18 protein-coding genes are annotated in these 20,758 nt (G+C 64.6%); 6 read left to right on the top strand and 12 right to left on the bottom strand.

The features are described 5' to 3' along the window. Positions 1-31: 31 nt before the first annotated feature. The 3 genes from QNN99_RS03340 to fdxA form a co-directional block, all read right to left on the bottom strand. Positions 32-1,324, bottom strand: coding sequence for a citrate synthase (locus QNN99_RS03340; protein ID WP_229964967.1), 1,293 nt, complete (start codon positions 1,322-1,324; stop codon positions 32-34). Between the two features lie 195 nt (positions 1,325-1,519). Then, positions 1,520-2,674 (bottom strand): succinyldiaminopimelate transaminase, encoded by a 1,155-nt coding sequence (gene dapC / locus QNN99_RS03335; protein WP_229964966.1) that lies wholly within the window; start codon positions 2,672-2,674, stop codon positions 1,520-1,522. Then, positions 2,671-2,997 carry a ferredoxin gene (gene fdxA / locus QNN99_RS03330; RefSeq protein ID WP_229964965.1) on the bottom strand — a complete coding sequence of 109 codons (327 nt, stop codon included), beginning with the start codon at positions 2,995-2,997 and terminating at the stop codon, positions 2,671-2,673. The genes dapC and fdxA overlap by 4 nt, the downstream gene beginning before the upstream one ends. A 121-nt stretch (positions 2,998-3,118) precedes the next feature. Between fdxA and QNN99_RS03325 the strand changes: the two genes are divergently transcribed. Then, entirely contained in the window at positions 3,119-3,352 is a 234-nt protein-coding gene (locus QNN99_RS03325) for a putative acetyltransferase (protein WP_229964964.1), read from the top strand. A 137-nt stretch (positions 3,353-3,489) separates the two neighbouring features. Here QNN99_RS03325 and QNN99_RS03320 read toward each other — a convergent pair whose 3' ends face one another. From QNN99_RS03320 to QNN99_RS03290, 7 genes are all read right to left on the bottom strand, one after another. Then, positions 3,490-3,957 carry a hypothetical protein gene (locus tag QNN99_RS03320; RefSeq protein ID WP_229964963.1) on the bottom strand — a complete coding sequence of 156 codons (468 nt, stop codon included), beginning with the start codon at positions 3,955-3,957 and terminating at the stop codon, positions 3,490-3,492. A 15-nt stretch (positions 3,958-3,972) separates the two neighbouring features. Then, the gene (gene typA / locus QNN99_RS03315) at positions 3,973-5,895 is read right to left on the bottom strand and encodes a translational GTPase TypA (protein ID WP_229964962.1); all 1,923 of its coding nucleotides are present in this window, start codon (positions 5,893-5,895) and stop codon (positions 3,973-3,975) included. Between the two features lie 309 nt (positions 5,896-6,204). Further along, entirely contained in the window at positions 6,205-7,926 is a 1,722-nt protein-coding gene (locus QNN99_RS03310; RefSeq protein ID WP_229964961.1) for an ABC transporter ATP-binding protein, read from the bottom strand. A 14-nt stretch (positions 7,927-7,940) separates the two neighbouring features. Beyond that, a complete protein-coding gene (locus QNN99_RS03305; RefSeq protein ID WP_229964960.1) occupies positions 7,941-8,933 on the bottom strand; it encodes an ABC transporter permease in 993 nt (330 codons plus the stop codon). After that, positions 8,926-9,852, bottom strand: a complete 927-nt coding sequence (locus tag QNN99_RS03300) for an ABC transporter permease (protein WP_229964959.1) — start codon at positions 9,850-9,852, stop codon at positions 8,926-8,928. The genes QNN99_RS03305 and QNN99_RS03300 overlap by 8 nt, the downstream gene beginning before the upstream one ends. Before the next feature lie 129 nt (positions 9,853-9,981). Further along, positions 9,982-11,625 carry a peptide ABC transporter substrate-binding protein gene (locus tag QNN99_RS03295; RefSeq protein ID WP_229964958.1) on the bottom strand — a complete coding sequence of 548 codons (1,644 nt, stop codon included), beginning with the start codon at positions 11,623-11,625 and terminating at the stop codon, positions 9,982-9,984. A gap of 319 nt (positions 11,626-11,944) precedes the next feature. Continuing rightward, on the bottom strand, positions 11,945-13,744 hold the full coding sequence (locus QNN99_RS03290) for an ABC transporter family substrate-binding protein (RefSeq protein WP_229964957.1): 1,800 nt from the start codon (positions 13,742-13,744) through the stop codon (positions 11,945-11,947). A gap of 157 nt (positions 13,745-13,901) precedes the next feature. Here QNN99_RS03290 and QNN99_RS03285 point away from each other — a divergent pair, with 157 nt between their 5' ends. Beyond that, positions 13,902-14,513, top strand: coding sequence for an NAD(P)-dependent oxidoreductase (locus tag QNN99_RS03285; protein ID WP_229964956.1), 612 nt, complete (start codon positions 13,902-13,904; stop codon positions 14,511-14,513). Between the two features lie 31 nt (positions 14,514-14,544). Continuing rightward, positions 14,545-15,129: a DapH/DapD/GlmU-related protein gene (locus QNN99_RS03280; protein ID WP_229964955.1), complete on the top strand. Its 585-nt coding sequence runs from the start codon at positions 14,545-14,547 to the stop codon at positions 15,127-15,129. 19 nt (positions 15,130-15,148) lie between these two features. On the opposite strand, the gene QNN99_RS03275 is transcribed toward QNN99_RS03280, so the two are convergent. Beyond that, positions 15,149-15,844: a hypothetical protein gene (locus QNN99_RS03275; RefSeq protein ID WP_229964954.1), complete on the bottom strand. Its 696-nt coding sequence runs from the start codon at positions 15,842-15,844 to the stop codon at positions 15,149-15,151. Positions 15,845-16,223: 379 nt separating this feature from the next. On the opposite strand from QNN99_RS03275, the gene QNN99_RS03270 reads away from it, so the two are divergent. The 3 genes from QNN99_RS03270 to QNN99_RS03260 are packed head-to-tail and all read left to right on the top strand — an operon-like array spanning position 16,224 to position 19,250. Further along, positions 16,224-16,706 (top strand): DUF6507 family protein, encoded by a 483-nt coding sequence (locus QNN99_RS03270; RefSeq protein WP_229964953.1) that lies wholly within the window; start codon positions 16,224-16,226, stop codon positions 16,704-16,706. Then, positions 16,706-18,445: a hypothetical protein gene (locus tag QNN99_RS03265; protein ID WP_229964952.1), complete on the top strand. Its 1,740-nt coding sequence runs from the start codon at positions 16,706-16,708 to the stop codon at positions 18,443-18,445. The genes QNN99_RS03270 and QNN99_RS03265 overlap by 1 nt, the downstream gene beginning before the upstream one ends. Before the next feature lie 31 nt (positions 18,446-18,476). Next, on the top strand, positions 18,477-19,250 hold the full coding sequence (locus tag QNN99_RS03260; RefSeq protein ID WP_229964951.1) for a hypothetical protein: 774 nt from the start codon (positions 18,477-18,479) through the stop codon (positions 19,248-19,250). Between the two features lie 54 nt (positions 19,251-19,304). Here the strand turns inward: QNN99_RS03260 and QNN99_RS03255 are convergent, their stop codons facing one another. Continuing rightward, positions 19,305-19,520 carry a hypothetical protein gene (locus QNN99_RS03255; RefSeq protein WP_229964950.1) on the bottom strand — a complete coding sequence of 72 codons (216 nt, stop codon included), beginning with the start codon at positions 19,518-19,520 and terminating at the stop codon, positions 19,305-19,307. Positions 19,521-20,758: the final 1,238 nt, after the last annotated feature.

The raw sequence follows: 20,758 nt of genomic DNA, 5'->3' as shown, positions 1-20,758 counted from the left end.
AGGGGCCCTTTTTGATGAACTCCCGGCGGTTCTAGCGCGTCGGGTAGCTGCGTTCGAGCGAACCCGTGTAGAGCTGACGGGGGCGGCCGATCTTCATCTGCGGATCCTGCATCATTTCGCGCCACTGGGCAATCCAGCCCGGGAGGCGTCCGATGGCGAAGAGCACCGTGAACATCTTCTCCGGGAAGCCCATGGCCTTGTAGATCAGGCCGGTGTAGAAGTCCACGTTCGGATACAGCTTGCGCTCAATGAAGTAATCATCGTTCAGGGCGCGGTCTTCCAGGGACATCGCGATATCCAGCAGCTCGTCGTTTCCGCCGAGCGAGGCGAGGATTTCGTGGGCCGTCGACTTGATGATCTTGGCGCGCGGGTCGTAGTTCTTGTAAACACGGTGTCCGAAGCCCATGAGCCGGACGCCGTCTTCCTTGTTCTTGACCTTTTCCATGAAGTCGGCGGGCTTCAGGCCCTCCGACTGGATCTGGCGCAGCATTTTCAGCACTGCCTCGTTGGCGCCGCCGTGGGCAGGGCCGGAAAGCGCGTTGATGCCTGCTGAAACCGATGCAAACATGTTGGCGTTGGAGGAACCCACCAGGCGCACAGTGGAGGTGGAGCAGTTCTGCTCGTGATCGGCATGCAGGATCAGCAGCTGATCAAGTGCCTTGACCAGGACCGGGTCCATCTCATACGGTTCCGCGGCGGTGCCGAAGCTCAGGCGCATGAAGTTCTCGACGAGGTTCATGGAGTTGTCCGGGTAGAGCAACGCCTGGCCAATGGACTTCTTATGCGCGTAGGCAGCAATCACCGGCATCTTGGCCAGCAGGCGGATGGTGGAAAGTTCCACCTGCTCCTCGTCGAACGGGTCCAAGGAATCCTGGTACCACGTTGACAGGGCCGTCACTGCCGAGGAAAGCACCGGCATCGGATGCGCGTCGCGCGGGAAGCCGCCAAAGAAGCCCTTGAGCTCCTCGTGCAGCAGCGTGTGGCGGCGGATCCGCTGGTCGAAAGCATCCAGCTCGGTCGGGGTGGGAAGCTCCCCGTAGATCAGCAGGTAAGTGGTCTCCAGGAAGGTGGAGTGCTTGGCCAGCTGCTCAATCGGATAACCGCGGTACCGCAGAATGCCGGCGTCACCGTCGATGTAGGTGATGGCGGACTTGGTGGCCGCGGTGTTCATGAAGCCGGGGTCAAACGTGACCGTTCCGGTCTGCTTCAGCAGCTTGGATACATCCAGGCCGTCGTTGCCTTCCGACGCGGCTACGCGCGGAATCTCCAGACGGTCTTCGGTATTTTCCCCATAGTGCAGCTGTGCACTGGGACGCTCAATCATTAAGTCTCCTTCAGGAGTTTGAAGAAACCAGAGCTACGGGCCTCGTTTGGTTTCGGGGAGCGCCCATAGTGTCAATTCCGCTAAATCTACTAAGGCAAAACGCTACCCTTTGGGCGGCCTTTCCGACGAATCGAGAGCCGCGTCGTTGCCGAAGCGAAACATGCCGCTCCTCCGCCGGCGCCGGCCAGCGAGCCGCTAGGGCGCGGCAGCACTCAGCCGGCCGGCAGCAGCCGCAACGCGCTCGTCGGAGCCGGTCAGCGCAATCCGGACAAAGCCCGCCCCCGCGTCTCCGTAGATGACGCCGGGTCCGGCCACGATGCCCAGCCGAGCCAGCCGCTCGATGGTGGTCCAGGTATCCTCGCCCGCCGTGGCCCACAGGTAGAGGCCGGCTTCGGAGTGCCGGATGTCCAGGCCAAAGGCCTGCAGCGCGGGGATCAGGAGCTCGCGTCGATCGCGGTAGAGGTCCTTCTGATCCGCCACATGGACATCATCGGACAGCGCAGCGATCATCGCTGCCTGCACCGGCGCCGGAACGATCATTCCGGCGTGCTTTCGGCTGTTGACCAAATTGGCAAGAATGGCCGCGTCACCGGCGACAAAGGCCGCGCGGTAGCCGGCCACATTTGATTGCTTGCTCAGCGAATACACCGACAGCAGCAGTTCATGGCTGCCGCCGCTGACGGCCGGGTCGAGGATGCTCGGCACCGGCTGGCCGCCGCGCGAGGGATCCCATTCGTCCCAGCCCAGCTCCGCGTAGCATTCGTCCGAGGCGACCACGGCTCCGATGTTCCGGGCCGCATCCACGAGGGTCCGCAGCGACGCCGCGGAACGCACGATTCCGGTCGGGTTGCCCGGAGAGTTGACCCAGACCAGCCGCACCCGGGCGCGGACGTCGTCGTCGAGCTCTTCGAGGTTGTCCGCGGCCACCGGCGTGGCCCCGGCCAGCAGCGCGCCCATGTCGTAGGTGGGATACGCGACGTTGGGGCGGACGACGACGTCGCCCTCCCCCAGGCCCAGCAGCAGGGGCAGCCAGGCCACCAGCTCCTTGGAACCCACCGTGGGCATGATGTTCTGCGGATCAAGCCCGGGGACATTGCGGCGCCGGGCATACCACGCGGAGATGGCCTCGCGGAGGGCCGGGGTGCCGTGCGTCGTGGGGTAGCCGGGGGCGTCAGCTGCCGCCGCCAGCGCCTCGCGGATAACCGCCGGAGTGGGATCCACGGGCGTGCCGATGGAGAGGTTCACCGCGCCGTCGGGATGTTCCGCCGCCAGCTTGGCGTAGGGGGCCATCGCCTCCCACGGATACTCCGGCAGGTCCAGCCCGAAAGTGCGGGAAGGAACGGAACTCATGCCTCTTGGTTCTGCGGCGGCAGGACGGCGATGATCGGATGGTCCTTGTGCGTATTGCCGATCTTGGCGGCACCGCCCGGCGATCCGAGATCGTCGAAGAATTCAACGTTGGCCTTGTAGTATTCGGCCCACTCTTCGGGGGTGTCATCCTCGTAGTAAATGGCCTCGACGGGGCAGACCGGCTCACAGGCACCGCAGTCGACGCACTCGTCGGGGTGGATGTAGAGGGAGCGTTCACCTTCGTAGATGCAGTCCACCGGGCATTCCTCGATACATGCCTTGTCTTTGACATCCACGCATGGCTGCGCAATTACGTACGTCACGTCCCTTGCCTTCCTGAGTCTGCGGACCGTCCCGGACGGGGAAAATCCACGAAGTGTTGGTTCCACGGTAGTAGCCCGAACCATTATCTCCCAGCCGGAGCTGCCCGCGTACCATGTAACGGTGAACCTTCCGAGCCCTGCCGCCGTCCTTCAAGCCCTGCCCGCGGGTGCGCGGGTGGTCGTCCGCTACCGGATCGAGGGCGGCTTCACCGACGTGCTGGGCCATCTGGTGCAGGCGGGGCCCGACGACGTGACGGTTGAGGGCCGCCGCGGAACGGTGACCGTGGCGTATGCCCTGGTGACCGCGGCGAAGGAAGTGCCGCCTCCGCCGCCGCCGCGCGCGCCGCGGCACTGAACGGGGGTGCCGCTGTAAGGCTGTGAGGCTGTGAGGCTGTGAGGCTGCGTCGTGCAGTCGGGTCTTCCGGTGCGGAGAAAGCAAAACCCCGCCCCCGGAAGTCCGGGAGCGGGGTCAGCATGCAGCGTTATCAAGCCTTAGCGGAGGTCCGGCGATTGCGGCATCTGCTGATCCGCCGCCCGTTGCGCTTCGAAGCGGCGGGCCTTGGCCAGCACGCGTGCCGTCAGCAGCAGGGCGGCAATGGTGACCAGCGCCTGCCCGAACAGCCAGATGCGGCCGGCCAGGACGATGCCGGGCTGCTCATCAAGCACCGTGCCGGTAATGATCAGCGGTGTGTCCCAGATATCGAGCGTGAAGAGCCCCAGGACAACGTACGCGACCAATCCCGCCGCCGCCGTCCACAGCGCGGCACCGGCCCAGACTCCGGCGAACACGGCCACCGCGCAGCTCAGGACCAGCGCTGCCACCGCGCCCAGCGGCACGGCAGCATCCCCAACATAGAGGATCTGGGCGTGCAGCCCGGTCCCCAGGACGGCAGCAAGCACTCCCCCGAGCACGGCCGCCGCCGGGCCCCGCCAAAGCGGGACCCGGCGGACGGGGCTCAACGCTGCGGTAATGATTTAGCCCTTGGCGCGTGCGCGGGTGACCTTGGCACGCTCGGAAGCGTTGAGGACCAGCTTGCGGATGCGGATGGACTCCGGGGTAACTTCCACGCACTCGTCTTCGCGGGCGAATTCGAGCGACTCTTCCAGAGTCAGCTTGCGCGGCGGGGTCAGGTTCTCGAAGGTGTCCGAGGAGGCAGCACGCATGTTGGTGAGCTGCTTTTCCTTGGTGATGTTCACGTCCATGTCATCGGCGCGGGAGTTCTCGCCGACGATCATGCCCTCGTAAACCTCGGAGGTGGGCTCCACGAAGAAGGAGCCGCGTTCCTGCAGCTTGATCATCGCGAACGGGGTGACGACGCCGGAGCGGTCAGCGATCAGCGAACCGTTGGTGCGGTACTCGATCGGGCCGACCCAGGGCTCGTAGCCCTCGGCGATGGAGGAGGAGATGCCGGCGCCGTGGGTTTCCGTGAGGAACTTGGTGCGGAAACCGATCAGGCCACGGGCGGGAACGATGAATTCCATGCGGACCCAGCCGGTGCCGTGGTTGGACATGTTGACCATGCGGCCCTTGCGGACAGCCATCAGCTGCGTCACGGCGCCGAGGTATTCCTCGGGTACGTCGATGGTCATGTGCTCCATCGGCTCGCACTTCTTGCCGTCGATCTGCTTGGTAACAACCTGGGGCTTGCCCACGGTCAGTTCGAAGCCTTCGCGGCGCATCTGCTCCACGAGGATGGCCAGCGCGAGCTCGCCGCGGCCCTGGACTTCCCAGGCATCCGGACGCTCGGTCGGAAGAACCTTCAGCGAAACGTTACCGATCAGTTCCTTGTCGAGGCGGTCCTTGACCTGGCGGGCGGTGACCTTCGCGCCCTTGACCCGGCCGGCCAGCGGCGAGGTGTTGATACCGATGGTCATGGAGATCGCCGGATCATCGACAGTGATCAGCGGCAGCGGCATCGGGTTGTCGATGTCGGTGAGGGTTTCACCGATGGTGATGTCCTCGATGCCGGCGACGGCAACGATTTCGCCGGGTCCGGCGGAATCGGTCGGAACACGGTCCAGGGCCTTGGTGGCCAGCAGTTCGGTGATCTTGACGGACTTCAGGGTGCCGTCGGCGCGGGCCCAGGCAACGGTCTGGCCCTTGTGCAGGGTGCCGTTGAAGATGCGCAGCAGGGCCAGGCGGCCCAGGAACGGCGAGGCGTCCAGGTTGGTCACGTGGGCCTGCAGGACGCCGTCCGGGTTGTAGGTCGGGGCCGGGATGTGGTCGACGATCGTCTGGAACAGCGGTTCCAGGTTGTCGTTGTCCGGAGCGGAGCCGTCAGCCGGCTGCTCCAGCGAGGCAGCGCCGACGCGGGCAGCGGCGTAGACAACGGGAACGTTCAGGATCAGGTCCAGGTCCAGGTCCGGAACCTCGTCCGCGAGGTCGGAGGCCAGGCCCAGGAGCAGGTCCATGGATTCGCTGACGACTTCTTCGATGCGGGAGTCGGGGCGGTCAGTCTTGTTGACCAGCAGGATGACAGGCAGCTTGGCGGCCAGCGCCTTGCGCAGCACGAAGCGGGTCTGCGGCAGCGGGCCCTCGGAAGCATCAACGAGGAGAACGACGCCGTCAACCATGGACAGGCCGCGCTCGACCTCGCCGCCGAAGTCGGCGTGGCCCGGGGTGTCGATGACGTTGATGGTGATGGTCTCACCCTTGGCGGCCGGGCCGTCGTAGAACACCGTGGTGTTCTTGGCCAGGATGGTGATGCCCTTTTCGCGCTCCAGATCACCGGAGTCCATCACACGGTCTTCCACGTTTCCGTGGGCGGCAAACGAGTTCGTCTGCTTCAGCATGGCGTCGACGAGGGTCGTCTTACCGTGGTCAACGTGGGCCACAATCGCAACGTTGCGGAGGTCGCTTCGTACTGCGGTGTTTACAGCCGTGTTGGTTTCTGACATGCGTGAGGACTCAATTCATAGGAGATAAGTTCGAAGGTGGTGCACAGTAGCCCGGTGGTGTTTCCGGGTTGATCCGGCCGTTCTGTACGAATCCCGCTCTACACGTATGCTCCGTAAAGAATGTACCGAAGGCGCCGCCGTCAGCGGGCACGCTACCATTCTAATCCGAAGACCATAAGTTCCCTAATGGACCTCGTGGGGCAAGCCTATCCGCCCGGGCGCGGCACCTTGGCCAACACGAAAGGCGGCAGGCATCCCCGTCGGGGTTGCCTGCCACCTTTCCGGCGGGACCGTGACCGGCCGCTGTCGCTAGGCGACTTGCGGCGGCAGCATCAGGCCGGCGCCGGGGATGGCCGCCAGCAGGGCCTTGGTGTAGTCCTGCCGGGGGTTGCCGAACACGTCGTCGGTGGTTCCGGTCTCCACGATCCGGCCCTTCTGCATCACGCAGACCCGGTCCGCGATCTGCCGGACGACGGCAAGGTCGTGGGTGATGAACAGGTAGCTCAACCCCAGGTCGGACTGCAGGTCCGCCAGCAGATTCAGGATCTGCGCCTGGACGAGGACGTCCAGGGCGGAGACGGCTTCGTCGCAGATCACGACCTCCGGATCAAGCGCCAGTGCGCGCGCGATGGCGACGCGCTGGCGCTGTCCGCCGGAGAGCTCGTTCGGGTACCGCCGCATCATCGACGCCGGCAGGGAGACCTGGTCCAGCAGTGAGCGGACCTTCGCCTCCCGGCTCTTGGCATCGCCGATGTTGTGCACCCGCAGGGGCTCTTCGATGGTCCGGTAAATGTTGTACATCGGATCCAGGGAACCGTAGGGATCCTGGAAGATCGGCTGCACGCGGCGCCGGAAATCGAACATCTTCTTCCGGTTCAGGGTGGTGATGTCCACCCCGTCAAACAGGATGTCCCCCGCCGTCGCCTTTTCCAGTCCCAGGACCATGCGGGCCACCGTCGATTTGCCGGAGCCCGATTCCCCCACCACGGCGGTGGTGGTCCCGCGCGGAATCGAGAAGGACACGTCATCGACGGCGGTGAAGTCCGTGGACTTCCCCAGCGCGCCGCGGAGGTTGAACACCTTGGTCAGGTGCTTCACCTCGATGACGTTGTCGGCCCGGGCCGCTTCGGTGCCGGCGCCTTCGGAGTTGGCGGCGAGGACCTCGGCGTTGTCAACACCCAGGGACCTGGCCGCCTCAATCCGCCGGGAGGCGAGCGAGGGCGCCGACTCCACGAGCTTGCGCGTATACGGGTGCCGCGGGTTGGTGAGGATTTCCAGGGCGGGCCCGGACTCCACCACCTGTCCCTTGTACATCACCACTACCTTGTGCGCGCGCTCCGCGGCCAGGCCCAGGTCGTGGGTGATAAGCAGGACGGCGGTGCCGAGCTCTTCGGTCATGCGGTCCAGGTGATCCAGGATCTGGCGCTGCACGGTGACGTCCAGGGCCGACGTCGGCTCGTCGGCGATGAGCAGCCGGGGCCGGCAGGACAGCCCAATGGCGATCAGCGCGCGCTGGCGCATGCCGCCGGAGAACTCGTGCGGATACTGGTTGGCCCGCGCCGCGGCATCCGGCAGGCCGGCCTCGGTGAGGACCTGGGCGACATCCTTCGCGTCGTGCGGCAGGCCGTTGGCCCGCAGCGTCTCCTTGACCTGGAAACCGATCTTCCAGACCGGATTCAGGTTGGACATGGGGTCCTGGGGAACCATGCCGATCGAGGATCCGCGCAGCTCGATGATGCGCTTCTCGCTCGCGTGGGTGATGTCTTCACCGTCGAAGATGATGCTTCCGCCGCTGACTGACCCGTTGGCGGGCAGGAGGCCGATGGCGGCCAGCGCCGTCGTCGATTTGCCGGAGCCGGACTCCCCCACGATCGCCACGGTTTCCCCGGGCATGATCGTCAGGTGCGCGTTGCGCACCGCGGGCACGTCGCCGTTGTTGGTCTTGAACGTGATGGCCAGGTCCCGCAGTTCGAGCAGCGGCTTCGGCTGCCCGTCCCGGGCCGGGTTCGCGGACATGGTGTTCGTGGACATGGTCACATCCTTAGTCATCGCTTGCGCGACTTGGGGTCGAGCGCATCCCGCAGGGCATCGCCGAGCATGATGAAGGACAGCACGGTCAGGGACAGGGCCAGGCCGGGCCAGAACATGGCCATCGGATTGCTGCGCAGGGAGGACTTCGCGGAGAAAATGTCGTTGCCCCAGGACATGACGTCCGGCGGCAGGCCGATGCCCAGGAAGGACAGCGTCGATTCGGCCACGATGAAGGTGCCCAGCGAAATGGTCGCGATGACGATCACCGGTGCCACGGCATTGGGGATGACGTGCTTGACCAGCGCCGACATGCGGGAGACGCCCAGTGACCGGGCGGCCGTGACGAAGTCGGCGTTGCGGACTTCCAGGACGGCGCCGCGGGTAATGCGTGCCACCTGCGGCCAGCCGAAGGCCACGAGGATCGCGACGATGGTCCAGACGTTGCGGTTTTCGCGGAAGAACGGCAGCTGGACGACGACGATTGCGCCAAGGATCATCGGCAGCGCGAAGAAGATGTCGCCCAGACGGGCCAGGATGGCATCCACCCAGCCGCCGAAGAAGCCGGCGAGGGCACCAATGATGCCGCCGATGAGGACGACGCCGAGGGTTGCGAACAGCCCCACCATCAGCGAGGAGCGGGTACCGAACACCACGCGGGCAAGGACATCGCAGCCCTGCTGGGTAAAGCCGAGGGGATGTCCCGGGCTGGAACCGCCGTCGGAGTTGGCGAGCAGGCAGTTGTCGTTGGGCTGTTCGTTGGTGAACAAACCGGGGAACAGCGCCACCACGAGCACCATCAGGAGCAGCAGGGCGCTGAGGATGAACAGCGGCTGCTTGCGCAGGCTGCGCCAGGCTTCACTCCACAGGCTGCGCGGTGCGCCGTCGGCGGTGGAGCTGTCCACGGGCTGTACCGGAGTGTCTTCCAGCTCCGCCACGAAGTGCTCGATGGGGTAGGGGGAAACCTTGCCGCGAACGGCGGGGGTCAGTGCTTGGTCATTCTCAGGCATATCGAATCCTCGGGTCCAGCCACGCGTACAGCAGGTCTACCAACAGGTTGGCGAGGCAAAAAATCAGGATGAGCACGGTGACGATTGAGACGACCACCGGAGCCTCACCATTGAGCACGGCGCGGTACAGGGTGTTGCCGACGCCGTTGACGTTGAAGATTCCTTCGGTCACGATTGCGCCGCCCATCAGGGCGCCCAGATCGGCGCCCAGGAAGGTGGCGACCGGAATCATCGAGTTGCGAAGGATGTGGACGGTGACCACGCGCGGCCGGCTCAGGCCCTTGGCCGTGGCGGTGCGGACGTAGTCGGCGTTGGCGTTTTCGATGACGCTGGTGCGGGTCAGGCGCAGCACGTAAGCGAAGGACACCAGGCCCAGGACAATGGCCGGCAGCAGCAGTTCACCGAATCCGGCGTCGCCGCTGACCGTTGGCTTGGTCCAGGCGAGGCTGACGCCGAACACGAACTGCATGAGGAAGCCGAGCACGAAGATCGGGACCGAGATGACCACCAGCGACACCACGAGGACAGTGGAGTCGAAGAACTTGCCCTTGCGGAGCCCGGCGAACAGGCCGAAGGCAATGCCGAAAACGGCTTCAAAGGCCAGCGCCATGACGGCGAGCTTTGCGGTGGTGGGGAACACTTCGGCGATGATGGTGGCGATTTCCCGGCCGGCGAAGTTGGTGCCGAGGTCGAAGGACAGGATCCCCTTCAGATACAGGAGGTACTGCATCCAGAACGGCTGGTCCAGGTTGTACTGGGCCCGCAGGGAGGCTTCGACCGCGGGGGTGCAGCCCTTTTCGCCGCAAATGGCGGCGGTCGCATCACCGGGAAGGCTGAACACCAGGAAATACAGAAGCAGTGTGGCACCAAGGAAAACGGGGATTAACTGCAGAAAACGCCTGAGCACATATCCGGCCATCAGATATCTTCCTGTGGCACGGGACGCGCACGCTGAGGGGGGTTGGTGAAACTCATTCTAAGGAGCACCTTTACATTGGAGCGGCCCAGGGCCCGGCTGCGGTGCAGCCGGGCCCCGAGCTGTGAGGAATTACTTGCCGGTGATGGCGTGGTACAGCGGCACGCCGTTCCAGCCGAACTCAACGTTGGTTACGTTGTTGCTCCAGCCGCCCTGGGCAACCTGGTACCAGAGCGGAATGGCGGGGAGATCTTCCAGGAGCATTTCCTGCGCCTGGTTCATGATCTTGTTGCCTTCTTCCACGGAGGTGGCGGCCAGACCCGTGTTCAGCAGAGCTTCAAACTCGGGGTTGTCGTAGCGGGCATCGTTGGAGCCGGCGCCTTCGCGGTAAATCGGGCCGAGGAAGTTGTACAGGGACGGATAGTCGGCCTGCCAGCCGGAGCGGATGGCGCCGGTGAGGACGCCGTCATCGGCTTCGGTGCGGGCTTCCTTGAAGGTGGAGTACGGCTTGCCGGTGACCTCGATGCCGAGGTTGTTCTTGATGCCGTTGACGACAGCCTCAACCCAGGTCTTGTGATCGCCCTTGTCGGCGTTGTACGCAATGGTCAGCGGCTCGGAGGCGTCGTAGGGTGAGAGCTCTTCTGCCTCTTCCCACAGTTCCTTGGCCTTTTCCGGGTTGAACTCCAGGTTTTCGCTGCCGGCCAGGTCGGCGTCGTAGCCGTCGAGCACGGGGGCGGTGAAGTCCTCGGCCGGGGTTCTGCCGTTGCTGAAGATCACCCGGGTGATCTCTTCCCGGTCAATGACCATGGACAGCGCCTGGCGGCGCAGCTTGCCGGCTTCGCCGCTCCAGTTCTCCAGGTAGTACGGGATGGCGATGGTCTGGTTGCCGGCGTACGGCGCTTCGATGGAGCGCTCCTCGCCGAGGTCGCCCTTGAAGTTCTTGACGTCAGACGTCGGGATGGTCTTCAAGACATCCAGGTTGTCCGAGATCAGGTCCTGGTACGCGGTGGTGTCGCTCTGGTAGATCTTGAACGTCACGCCGGCGTTCTGGGCCTTCTGCGGGCCGTCGTAGGACTCGTTGGGGACCAGTTCGATCTGCTGGTTGTGCTCCCAGGCGCCCTCGCCGTTGAACTTGTACGGGCCGTTGCCAACCGGGTTTTCCCCGTAGGCAACCGGATCGGCCAGAGCCGCCGGGATCATCGGGTAGAACGCGCTGTAGCCCAGGCGCAGCGGCCAGTCGGATTCGGGCTGGCTCAGGGCAACGGTGAAGGTGGTGTCGTCAACGACCTTCAGCCCGGTCATGGTTTCCACGGTGGAACCCTCGGCGCTGGCCTCGGCGTAGCCTTCGATGCTCTCAAAGAAGGTGCCCGACTGCTGGGCGTTCTTGGCTGCAGCACCGAAATTCCAAGCGTCGACGAAGGATGCAGCGGTGACGGGGTCGCCGTTGCTGAAGGTCTTGCCGGCCTTCAGCTTGATGGTGTAGTTCTGGGCGTCCTCGGTCTCAATGGACTCGGCCATTTCGTTCACCGGCTTGCCGTCGGCGTCATAGCTGATCAGTCCGGCGAAGAGCAGGTCGAGGACCGATCCGCCACCCACCTCGGTGGTGTTCGTGGGAATCAGGCCCTTGGCGGGCTCTGAGCCGTCGGCAATGATGACACGGCTGGTGTCGCCTTCCGCTGCGGCTTCACTCGAGCTGTCGCCGCTGCCACAGGCGGTGAGTGCCATGAGGGCAACGGCTGCAACGCTGAGTAGTTTGGGAGTGCGTGGGGAGCGCATTCCGCCTCCTTAGTTTCTAACTCCGGACGCATGGCGGCCGGCAGTGCGGCCCTCTAGCAGTGAGCCGACTCACAAGTTCGAAAGCAATTGCTTTCGGCCCATACCGTACTCACTTCGGAAGGCGGCAAATGACCGCCGCATGACCCGTGGGGGTGGTCACGGCGCCAAAAAGGGGCCCGCTGCGCAGGAAATACATAGAAACACATGCGCGTGTAACGATTTGGCATCGGTGCATCATGTTACGACGCAATGGTGTCTTTTAGGGCTGACCCGTGTCATAATCCGGCGTCCGTTGGGCCGAGGGCCAGGAAGGACGCGGTCAGCGGAGGATGTTCCATTCCCAGAAGTTCCACCACAGCCCGGTGGCGTTGGGCATGTATTCCACGTGCTCAATGGTGTCCGCAGAGGCCTGCAGCCCGGGCAGCTGGAAAAGCGGCAGGCCGTAGCGGGCGTCCCAGATGAGCCTGTCGATTTCAATTTGGAGCTCATCCCTGCGCTGAGTGTCGGTCTCCGTTGCCAGCTCGGCCATCAGCCCGTCCGCCTCGGGGCTGGAGAACCCGCTGTAGTTGGAGGCCGCGCCTGTGCGGAAGACCTGGGGCACCCCGGCCACACCCACGCCTGTGGCTGTCCAGCCGAAGATCGCGGCGTCGTAGGTGCCGGAGCCGAGCCTGCCCGCCCACTCACCGGCGGGCAGGCCGCCGTCGACCACTTCGAAGCCCGCCTCCGACGCTGCCTGCCGGATCAGCCGGAAAGCCTCGGCCCGGTAGGCGTTGTCGCGGTCGTACAGGATGCGGACGGCCGGAGTATCGCCGTCGAGCAGCTGCCTGGCCCGCTCGAGGTCCGCCTCCGCGAACTCCCGGGATCCGTTCGCGGCTGCCGCCTGCTCGTACGCGGCCTGGTCGGTGAGGAAGACTTCGGAGTCCAGGGGCCTGGCCCCGGGTTGCAGTTGCTGCACCGTGGCTTCAACGATCTCCTGCCGGGGAACCGTTTTCAGGAAGGCTTCACGGACCGAGCGGTCGCCGAACACGCCGCTGAAGTTCAGGTCCAAGTGGTCGTAGGCGAGCTGGTTGCCCTGGTGGAGGTCGACGTTTCCCAGGGCCTCCAGGTCCGGCAACGTCCTGCTGTCCGGCTGCGGGGCAATGATGTCCACCGAACCGTCCTGCAGGGCAGCCACCTGCTCGGCCGGGTCCGCCAGGAAACGGATGGTGATCTCGTCCAGGCTGGGCGCCGGGCCCCAGCGGTAATCCTCGTTCCGCGCCAGGGTCAGGGACTCCCCCGGATTAATGTCCTCCACGATGAAGGGTCCATTGGAGAGGTACAAAGCCGGATCCTCGGGGAGGGTCCGGGCACTGAATGCCGTATTCCAGTAGTCGGCGGCGGCGCGGAGCTCCGGGTCCACCGGCGCGGGGTCCAGCGGGTTTCCGGCGGGGGTCTCCCGAATCAGTTCCGTGAGCGCCTTTTCATCGCCCAGCCCTGCCCCCTTGGCCACGATGTGGGCCGGAACTCCGATGCCGCCGCTGTCCGTCAGCGACCCGAAGGCCAGTTCCCAATCCGCATACGGCTGCGAATATGTCAGCGTGATGGATCGGTTGTCGTCTCCAATCTCGGGCACGTCAGTGAGGCTGAGTGCTTCGGTGGAACCGGCGTAGTCGAAATAGCGCGTTCCCGACAGGACGGCGCCGTCGACGGTGGTGAGTTCGTCGTCGAACCGCCCGGAGGCCGCGGCCCAGGCCAGCACCATGTCATCGGCGCCCACCGGTGCGCCGTCGGACCAGGCAACGCCTTCGTTAACCGTGTATTTGACCGTCAGCGGATCCTCGGAGACCCTCTCGTAGCTGCCGAAGTCCTCCAACGGAACAATGTCCAGGTTGTTGTCAACGTAGTTGAAGCCCGAGTGCGTGGCGTACGCCAGCTTGCGGTTGATGTCGGTGTTTCCCGCTGTGGACTGCGGATTGAAGGAATCGACGACGCCGGCCTCCGCCACCGCGATGACACCGCCGGGAGTGGGCGCGGACCCCGGCGTCTCCTCGGCGGTCCGCTGCTCGGCCGTGCAGGCGCCCAGAGCCAGGACGGTTGCGGCGCCGGCGGCGCACAGCTTGGTCAGGCGGTTCAAACGCATTCTGGCTCCCCGGGACTGTAATGGCGTCGATGGCACCTTGAGATAATTGCACACCGCACGGATACCGGGTGCAACGAGTCCCGGAAACGCGGACGGGCCGGCCGGCGGCGATAAAATGCTCGGGTATCGACAGCTTCAGGACCAAGCAGAGGAACCCATGAAAATCACCGTTATCGGCGGGTCCGGCGGCACCGGAGCCGCATTGGCTTCGCTGGCACACGAAGCAGGCCATGACGTCACTGTCATGTCACGGAGCGGACGCGCGCCGTCCGGTGTCCGGGCCATCCGCGGTAATGCGGCGGAGCCCGCGGCGGTCTCCTCCGCCGTGGCCGGAGCCGACGCCGTCGTTGTTACGGTGGGCGGAGCCAAGGGGGTCCCCGATCAGCGCACTGCAGTCACCGGAACCGTCATCAGTGCCATGCAGGAAGCAGGCGTCCGCAGGCTGATCGTGCAGTCCTCGCTGGGAGCCGGAGATTCGGGTTCGCAGCTGCCTGGTCCGCTGGGCCTGATCACGCGGGTCGTGCTGGCCAAACCGCTGGCCGATCACAACAAGCAGGAGCTGGCTGTTCGAAATTCCGGCCTGGACTGGACGGTCGTCCGGCCTACCGGCCTCACGGACAAGCAGCCGTCCGGCACCTGGCGTGCCCTCGAGACGGGCGCCGAGGGGAAACTCAAAGGGTCGATCCCCCGCCGCGATCTCGCGGCCTGCCTGTTCGAGCTTCTCGCTGACCGTTCCACCATCGGCAAAGCCCTCGGGGTGAGCAGCTAGCTGCAGGCGCGGGTGCCGCTATCGTGGGCACATGGCCAACATTGCCGGACTCGACCGCCTTCTGGCGGCACTGAACGCCGGGGAGACGATTCCCGGCGGATCGATACATCACAAGGCTATGCATGCCGCGAGCCAGGAGTCGCTGCGCATAACCGCCGAACTCAACGGGCGCTACAACTCCCCCGCAGAGGTGCGGGCCCTGATGAGTGAACTGACCGGGCGCCGCATCCCCGATTCCTTCCACCTCTTCCCGCCGTTCAGCGCCGACTTTGGCAAGAACATCAGGTTCGGTGAAAATGTGTTCGTCAACAGCGGCTGCCGGTTCCAGGACCAGGGCGGCATCGACATCGGTGATGGCTCCCTCATCGGCCACAACGCGGTCATCACGACGTTGAACCACGACATGCTGCCCAGCCGCCGGGCCGACATGCACCCGGCACGCGTAGTGATCGGCACCGGGGTGTGGTTCGGAGCCAACGTGACGGTGTTGCCGGGCGTGACGATCGGCGACGGCGCCGTCGTCGGCGCGGGCGCGGTCGTCACCAAGGATGTCCCTGCGAGCGCAGTGGTCCTGGGGGTGCCGGCGAGGCAGGTGGGCACGGTGCCCGTCGGATAGCTCCCTGCCGTGCAGCGCGCTACACGGACCGCGGAACGTAGTCGGATCGTCCGTCCCACCAGCCGTGCTCGGACAGCGGCCTGAAGCGCAGCGTCGTAAATTCGTGGTGGAAGTCCCGACGGGTACGTTCAGTCATCGCGTCAGCGTGCCGGCGGGCAGCCTCACCGTCATCGCGGCCAAACACCATCCCCGTCATCGCCCGGGTGCTGCTCCAGATCGAGAACGTGGACACCGTCCGCGGCAGCCGGATGGCAGCCATGGCCAGTGTTGCTTCGGGATGGTCCCGGATCTGGCGCTCGACGGGGCGGCCCCAATGGATGAACCTGGGCAGTTCGGGCAGACGCATGCGGGCCAATGTCACGGCAATTACCGGCTCGTCGGGCGCCAGCTGCCCCGCTGCGTCCGTCAATCCGGCCAATTCGTGCAGTTCACCCCAACGGTGCACGAACTCGAGCCTGACATGCCAGCCGTCGTTCAGCTTCCGGCCAAACGGGTGCCCGGCGAGAAAGTCAGTAAGCGCTTCCTCATCCTCCCACTCCGCGAATACCGCTGTTCGCCCCAACTGCATCCGGCGCGGAGACACTGCTGGCGCCCCCAGCTGCATCCCGGCGAGCACTTCGATGTGGCGCAGTCCCGGAGCCCTTGGCGGGCGCAGGAGCCCGCCTGCTGCCCCGAGCAACGGCAGGCGTGCGAGGTGGAACGAATACAGGCTCACGCAGCCGCCGCACGTGTCAGGTTCTTCATCCCCTGATCCTAAGGGCCAGAAAGTCGACCATAGACAGCAGGCCGCCCACCTCTTGCCCGCCTGACCCCGACGTGCGGCGGAACTCCGCCGGCACAGGCTCGGGCCGTGGAGTGCCGCCTCCTTCCCTGGAGCTGGGTGCGCTGACCGATGGCCTCGCGCTGCAGGCCGGTGCCGCCCGTGAAAACGCAGGCGTACCTGCTGGTGAGTCGCGCTTCTAGGACTGCAACTCAGCGATCCTCGCCAGGCGTTCTGAACCTTCAGGCAAAAGGGCCTTTCAACATTGCCTCTGAGCTCGGGGTTTTCCACAGCCCCGCCGTTACTGTTGCCGGCGGGTGCGGCCGCCTGTTGCATGAGCCGGACCAGCAGCTACTCCGGCGGAGACGGGAAAGCCATGAAGTTCGAGCTCACCGCACAGCAGCCCGTGGCCCCTTCCGGAGGACCGGACGGCAGCTTTGATGTCATGCCCGAGGCAGTGCATGCCATCCTTGTCGACGTGCAGGCCGCGGCGTCGGAGTTTGAGGAACTTCTGGCGGCCGCCGGGGCCGGCATGGCAGGCCTTTCGGACGCCTGCAAGGCTCCTCCGGTCTCCCGGGAGCTGAGCACCTTCTCCACCTTCCTGCTGGCCAACACGATCAGGTCAGCCGAGGGCAGGATCGCGGTGGCCTCGGGTGCCGTCTCCGAGGCCGTGCTGGCCCTCGTCCAGGCCGATGAACAGATGAACGAGACCGCCCGCCGCTCCGCTGCCCTGGCGGCGCAGGATGCCGTCGATGACGCGCCCGGGACCGCTGGCCGTCCACGCCATCCCGGCCGTGGTCCGGCGCAGGCCTTCTGATGGATTTCGGGCTCGCCGAGCTTGAGCAGCGCCTTCCCGACGCGGACACGGTCCGGGCTCATGCAGCGGACATCATGGCCATCGGTGCGCGCACCGACGAACTGATGGATTCCATCAGACACACCTGGCTCCTGCTGGCTGCGCCAGGGGTCTACTCGGTGCCGGGCAACGACGTCGTCTTCAGGGCACTGGAACGCTCCGGAACCGCTGCCGCAGAGCTGGCCAACTACACCATCCAGCTGGACACGCTGATGAACGTGTACGCCGAATCCGTGGAGTGGTTCAAGAGCCGGCACCAGGAGCTGCAGTCCCGTGCGGCAGACTTCGACGCTGAATTCCCGGAGTCCGAGATCGACGAATGGGACAACGACGAGCAAGCCGTGAATGCCCGCAACAGTATTGCCCGCGCTGTTTCCCGGCTTCTCTCGGAGTTGGATGAAGCGCAGCGGGACGCGGCAAACCGCATCGCGAACATCACCGGCAGCGGGCGTTCCTACACGCAGCACGACAACATCATGCGCGACGGACTCATTCCGTACGGGTTCGACGAGTACGACCACTTCGCGGCCGGCGGCGGGAAGATGCACCGCGACCTGCCCTGGTACCAGGACACTTGGGACACCGTTGCCGGTGTTCCAAAGGCGGCCGGGGAAACCCTTGAGGGCGTAGGCACACTGTTTGGCATGCAGGGCTGGTACGAGGCAGGGAATGCTTGGAAAGGCATGTACCGGGTCGGTGAGAACCTTTTCGTCCTTGGCGTGGGACGCACGATCGCCGGCGACGAGCGTACCGCTGCAGCAATGAAAGAGCTGGAGTTGCTGGGACAGGACCTGATCCGGATGGACCAGTGGGAGGGCGAGCACCCGGGTCACGCGCTCGGCGGGAACCTCTTCGACGTCGGAACCTTATTTGTTGGCGGCGGACTGGTCAAAGCCGGCATCAAGGCAGGCACCAGAGGCTCCCACGGCGCAGAGGGTCGCGCCCCGTCCACTTCGGGGCCAACGGGCCACACCCCAGCCCGTCCAGGGGCGGCTGCGCCGGGAAGCGCACTTTCGCCGGGCACCCGTGCTCCGGCGTGGAAGGACAAAACCAGGACCAGCCTGGAGAATCTGGGCCGCCGGCTGCTGCCGGAGAATCAGGGGCTCGTTCCAGCACTGCCCGGCGGGTCTCTCCCCGGTCATCAGGGGACTCCGGCTGCCCCTGACAACGGCATTTGGTTCAGAGGCGGCAAACCCCGCATTGAATTCGCGCCCGGATACAGTCCGTCCGCCCGGAACCCCTCGGTGCAGCCGAGTTCCGGAGACACCGACGGCGGCAACGGCTTTTTCAGGGACGTGTGGCGCAGCCGGAGCGGAGCACCCGAGCAGCAGTACATCACCGGCATTGACCGTTTGGATAACAGCCACGCCCGCGAATACGCCTTGCAGAAGCCGAACGGCACACTGGTGGACTTCGATGGCCACTCTTGGCGCGACGGCAAAGAGGTTTTCACGGAAGTGAAGGGCCACTACGAGTTTTTCAACAACTTCGGGTCTTCTACCTTGCTGGAAACCAAGCTCAAAGGGCTGATAAATCAGCTCCGCAGTCAGATGGACGCGCTAAATCATTCGGCAAGCGACGGGTACATCCATGAATGGGTCTTCACGGAGAAGGTTGTTGCGGACGCCTTCAAAGATCTTCTGATCGACTTTCCGGAGCTCAGTTCCGGCGTTGAAGTGCGGTTCGAACCGATGCCGTAAGGCGCCGCCCACCATCAGATAGGTTGACCACATGAAACAGACAGTTGCGGAGTTGTTCTCCGAAGAGGTCGGGCGTGCCTACGTTCCGCTGATGTGGGGCGGGCGTGAGGAAGATCCGGCAGAGGTGGCATGGCGCATCTGGTGCACAATGGGCCTTGTCAAGGAGCATGCTCAGGCAGGCGGCGGCTGCCCGGATGCCCTCTGGACGGTCCTTGCCGGGAACGGGCTGGAATTCGTGCCTGCACCGGATACGCTGCCGGCCGTCGAGGAACTGGCGCTCCAGGAAACCGAAGTACGTGACGGCAAGAGATGCGGACGGACACATGTGCATCTTCAGCTCACACCGGAAGGCCCTGAAAGCCTCCCGATAGCGTCGTTGCATGCCATGGCCGGGGAGATCCAAACGACCGTAGCCAACAGCGTGAACTTCTCGTTCCAGCCAAACTTTCCTCTTGGCACCATTGACCAGGCAACCGAGTTGTTCCGGGGCCTCGTACGCATCTGGCAGCCGGACGCCGGAATCCTGAGCACAAAAGAGACTATCCGCGAGGTGACGGATCTGTATGACACCTATGCCGGATACCTGACCTGGATTTCCAGTGCACCCTTCGGCACACCTCCTGATCTGGCGTCAGCCTCTGCCGAGTCCTTCGGCGAGGGGACCCTGCTAACCGCCCGCGATTGGAGCGTGCCCGGTGTTAAGAACATGCACACCGAGCTGCTCGGTGCCGGGGCGCCGGCACTAACAGCTTTCCCCAGGGACAGGCAGAGGGTTCCGACGTTCCGGGAGGAACACACTTTCTGAGTCACGAGGCCGGCGAAGCCGCCGTCCCCCGCGACAAGAAAGGTGCCGAGGTGCTCAGTCTTCGGTGGGCATCTCCGGGACAGCGCTTTCCATTCGCTCCGGCGTCCAGTATTCAGCTCCGGGATCGTCCGTGCTGTAACTGTGGGTCACCGAATCGGCAGGATCCACGGTTGCCGGGGTGGCAGGGGAAGCAGAATCATTGCGGCACCCCGCGGCCGGCACTGACACGGAGACGAGCACAAGCGCGACGACGATCCTTTTGCGTTTCATGGAGGCAGGCCCATGGACTGGACCGAAGTACGCGATGAACTTGTCAGCGCAGCCCCCGCGTCGCCCTGACACTCTGCGAAATCGATCAGCCTGGCGTTTATGCCTAGTGGGAAACGGCTGCTGGCCTTGCCCGTTTCTGGCCCGCCGGCTTTCCGCAGGTAGATCAGACCGAGCCGTTGTACATCGGCATTGCCCGAACCACCCTCGCAGAGCGCGCAGGTAAAATGCCTGGAAAAAACTAGGATGTCCACACTCCGCCGTTCTCTGGTGGCGTTGTTGGTCGATGAACTGCGCTTGCTACCCGGCATCGGCGTGGACCCAAGCCCACGACGTCGCACCAAAATTTAGCCTCGCGCCAGCAGAAGAGCAGTGTCTGTCCAACTGGATGACAACACACTTGCAGGTGACCTGGACGCTCCATCAATGCCCAAAGACCTCGAGTCAAGGGACTCGCTCCACCGCTCAACCACACCCACGCAACAAAAGGGCCATACGCAAAGGCACTTCAAGTACATCGGGACCAGCTGCTTGCTCGGGTGGCCGCCTAGAACCACCATCCTGCTTCTCTGTTCCTGCACTCACGCCTGGCTGCCAGGGTTTCCAGAACCGCGGTGGCCCAAGGCCAAGCCCCCACACACTGCAGTTGGAGCCGCGCTTCGTAGGGCTGCAGGCAAACATAAAGCGCTTCCCGGATCGAAATCCGGGAAGCGCTTTTATGAGCACGGCTAGACGTTGAAGCGGAATTCACCACGTTCCGTAGCCGAATAACATCTGCGCAGCAGTCGGCAAGTCCAGTGCCCACACAGCCGCTACTCACTGGGGAATGGTTACTGGGAACACACCCAGTGAGAACTGTCCGACTGACGGTCGGCGCTCGGTGCCGGGGTTCGGCTGGGATTGCTTCGTGGAGTTACCGCGGGGGCTCTTCCTGTAGCACGAGGCCTTCGTCTCCGGGGAGAACTTTGCCTTGATCCCGCTCTGCTTCGTCCTCCTCATTCAATGTGAACGCGTCACCCGGCGAACAGGGGGCAGTAGCCCCGATACTGTACGAGTTGTCAGATGCATAAGTATCGAATTCGGCCCGGGCAACGGGACCTCCTTCCGCAAAGACAGTCGGATGTGTTGTCGGATTTACCGTGCGTACGGTCATTCCGAGGGACTCCCAATACTCAGCGACGCGTTTGGCGTCCCCAATATGGTCAGTTCCACGGGGTGCCCAGCGGTCATAGCTGTAACTG

Origin of the sequence: Arthrobacter sp. zg.Y820 (assembly GCF_030125555.1) — a bacterium.
Lineage (GTDB): Bacteria > Actinomycetota > Actinomycetes > Actinomycetales > Micrococcaceae > Arthrobacter_B.
The sequence above is the reverse complement of the archived record's forward strand: the minus strand, read 5'-3'. Positions and strand labels throughout refer to the sequence as shown.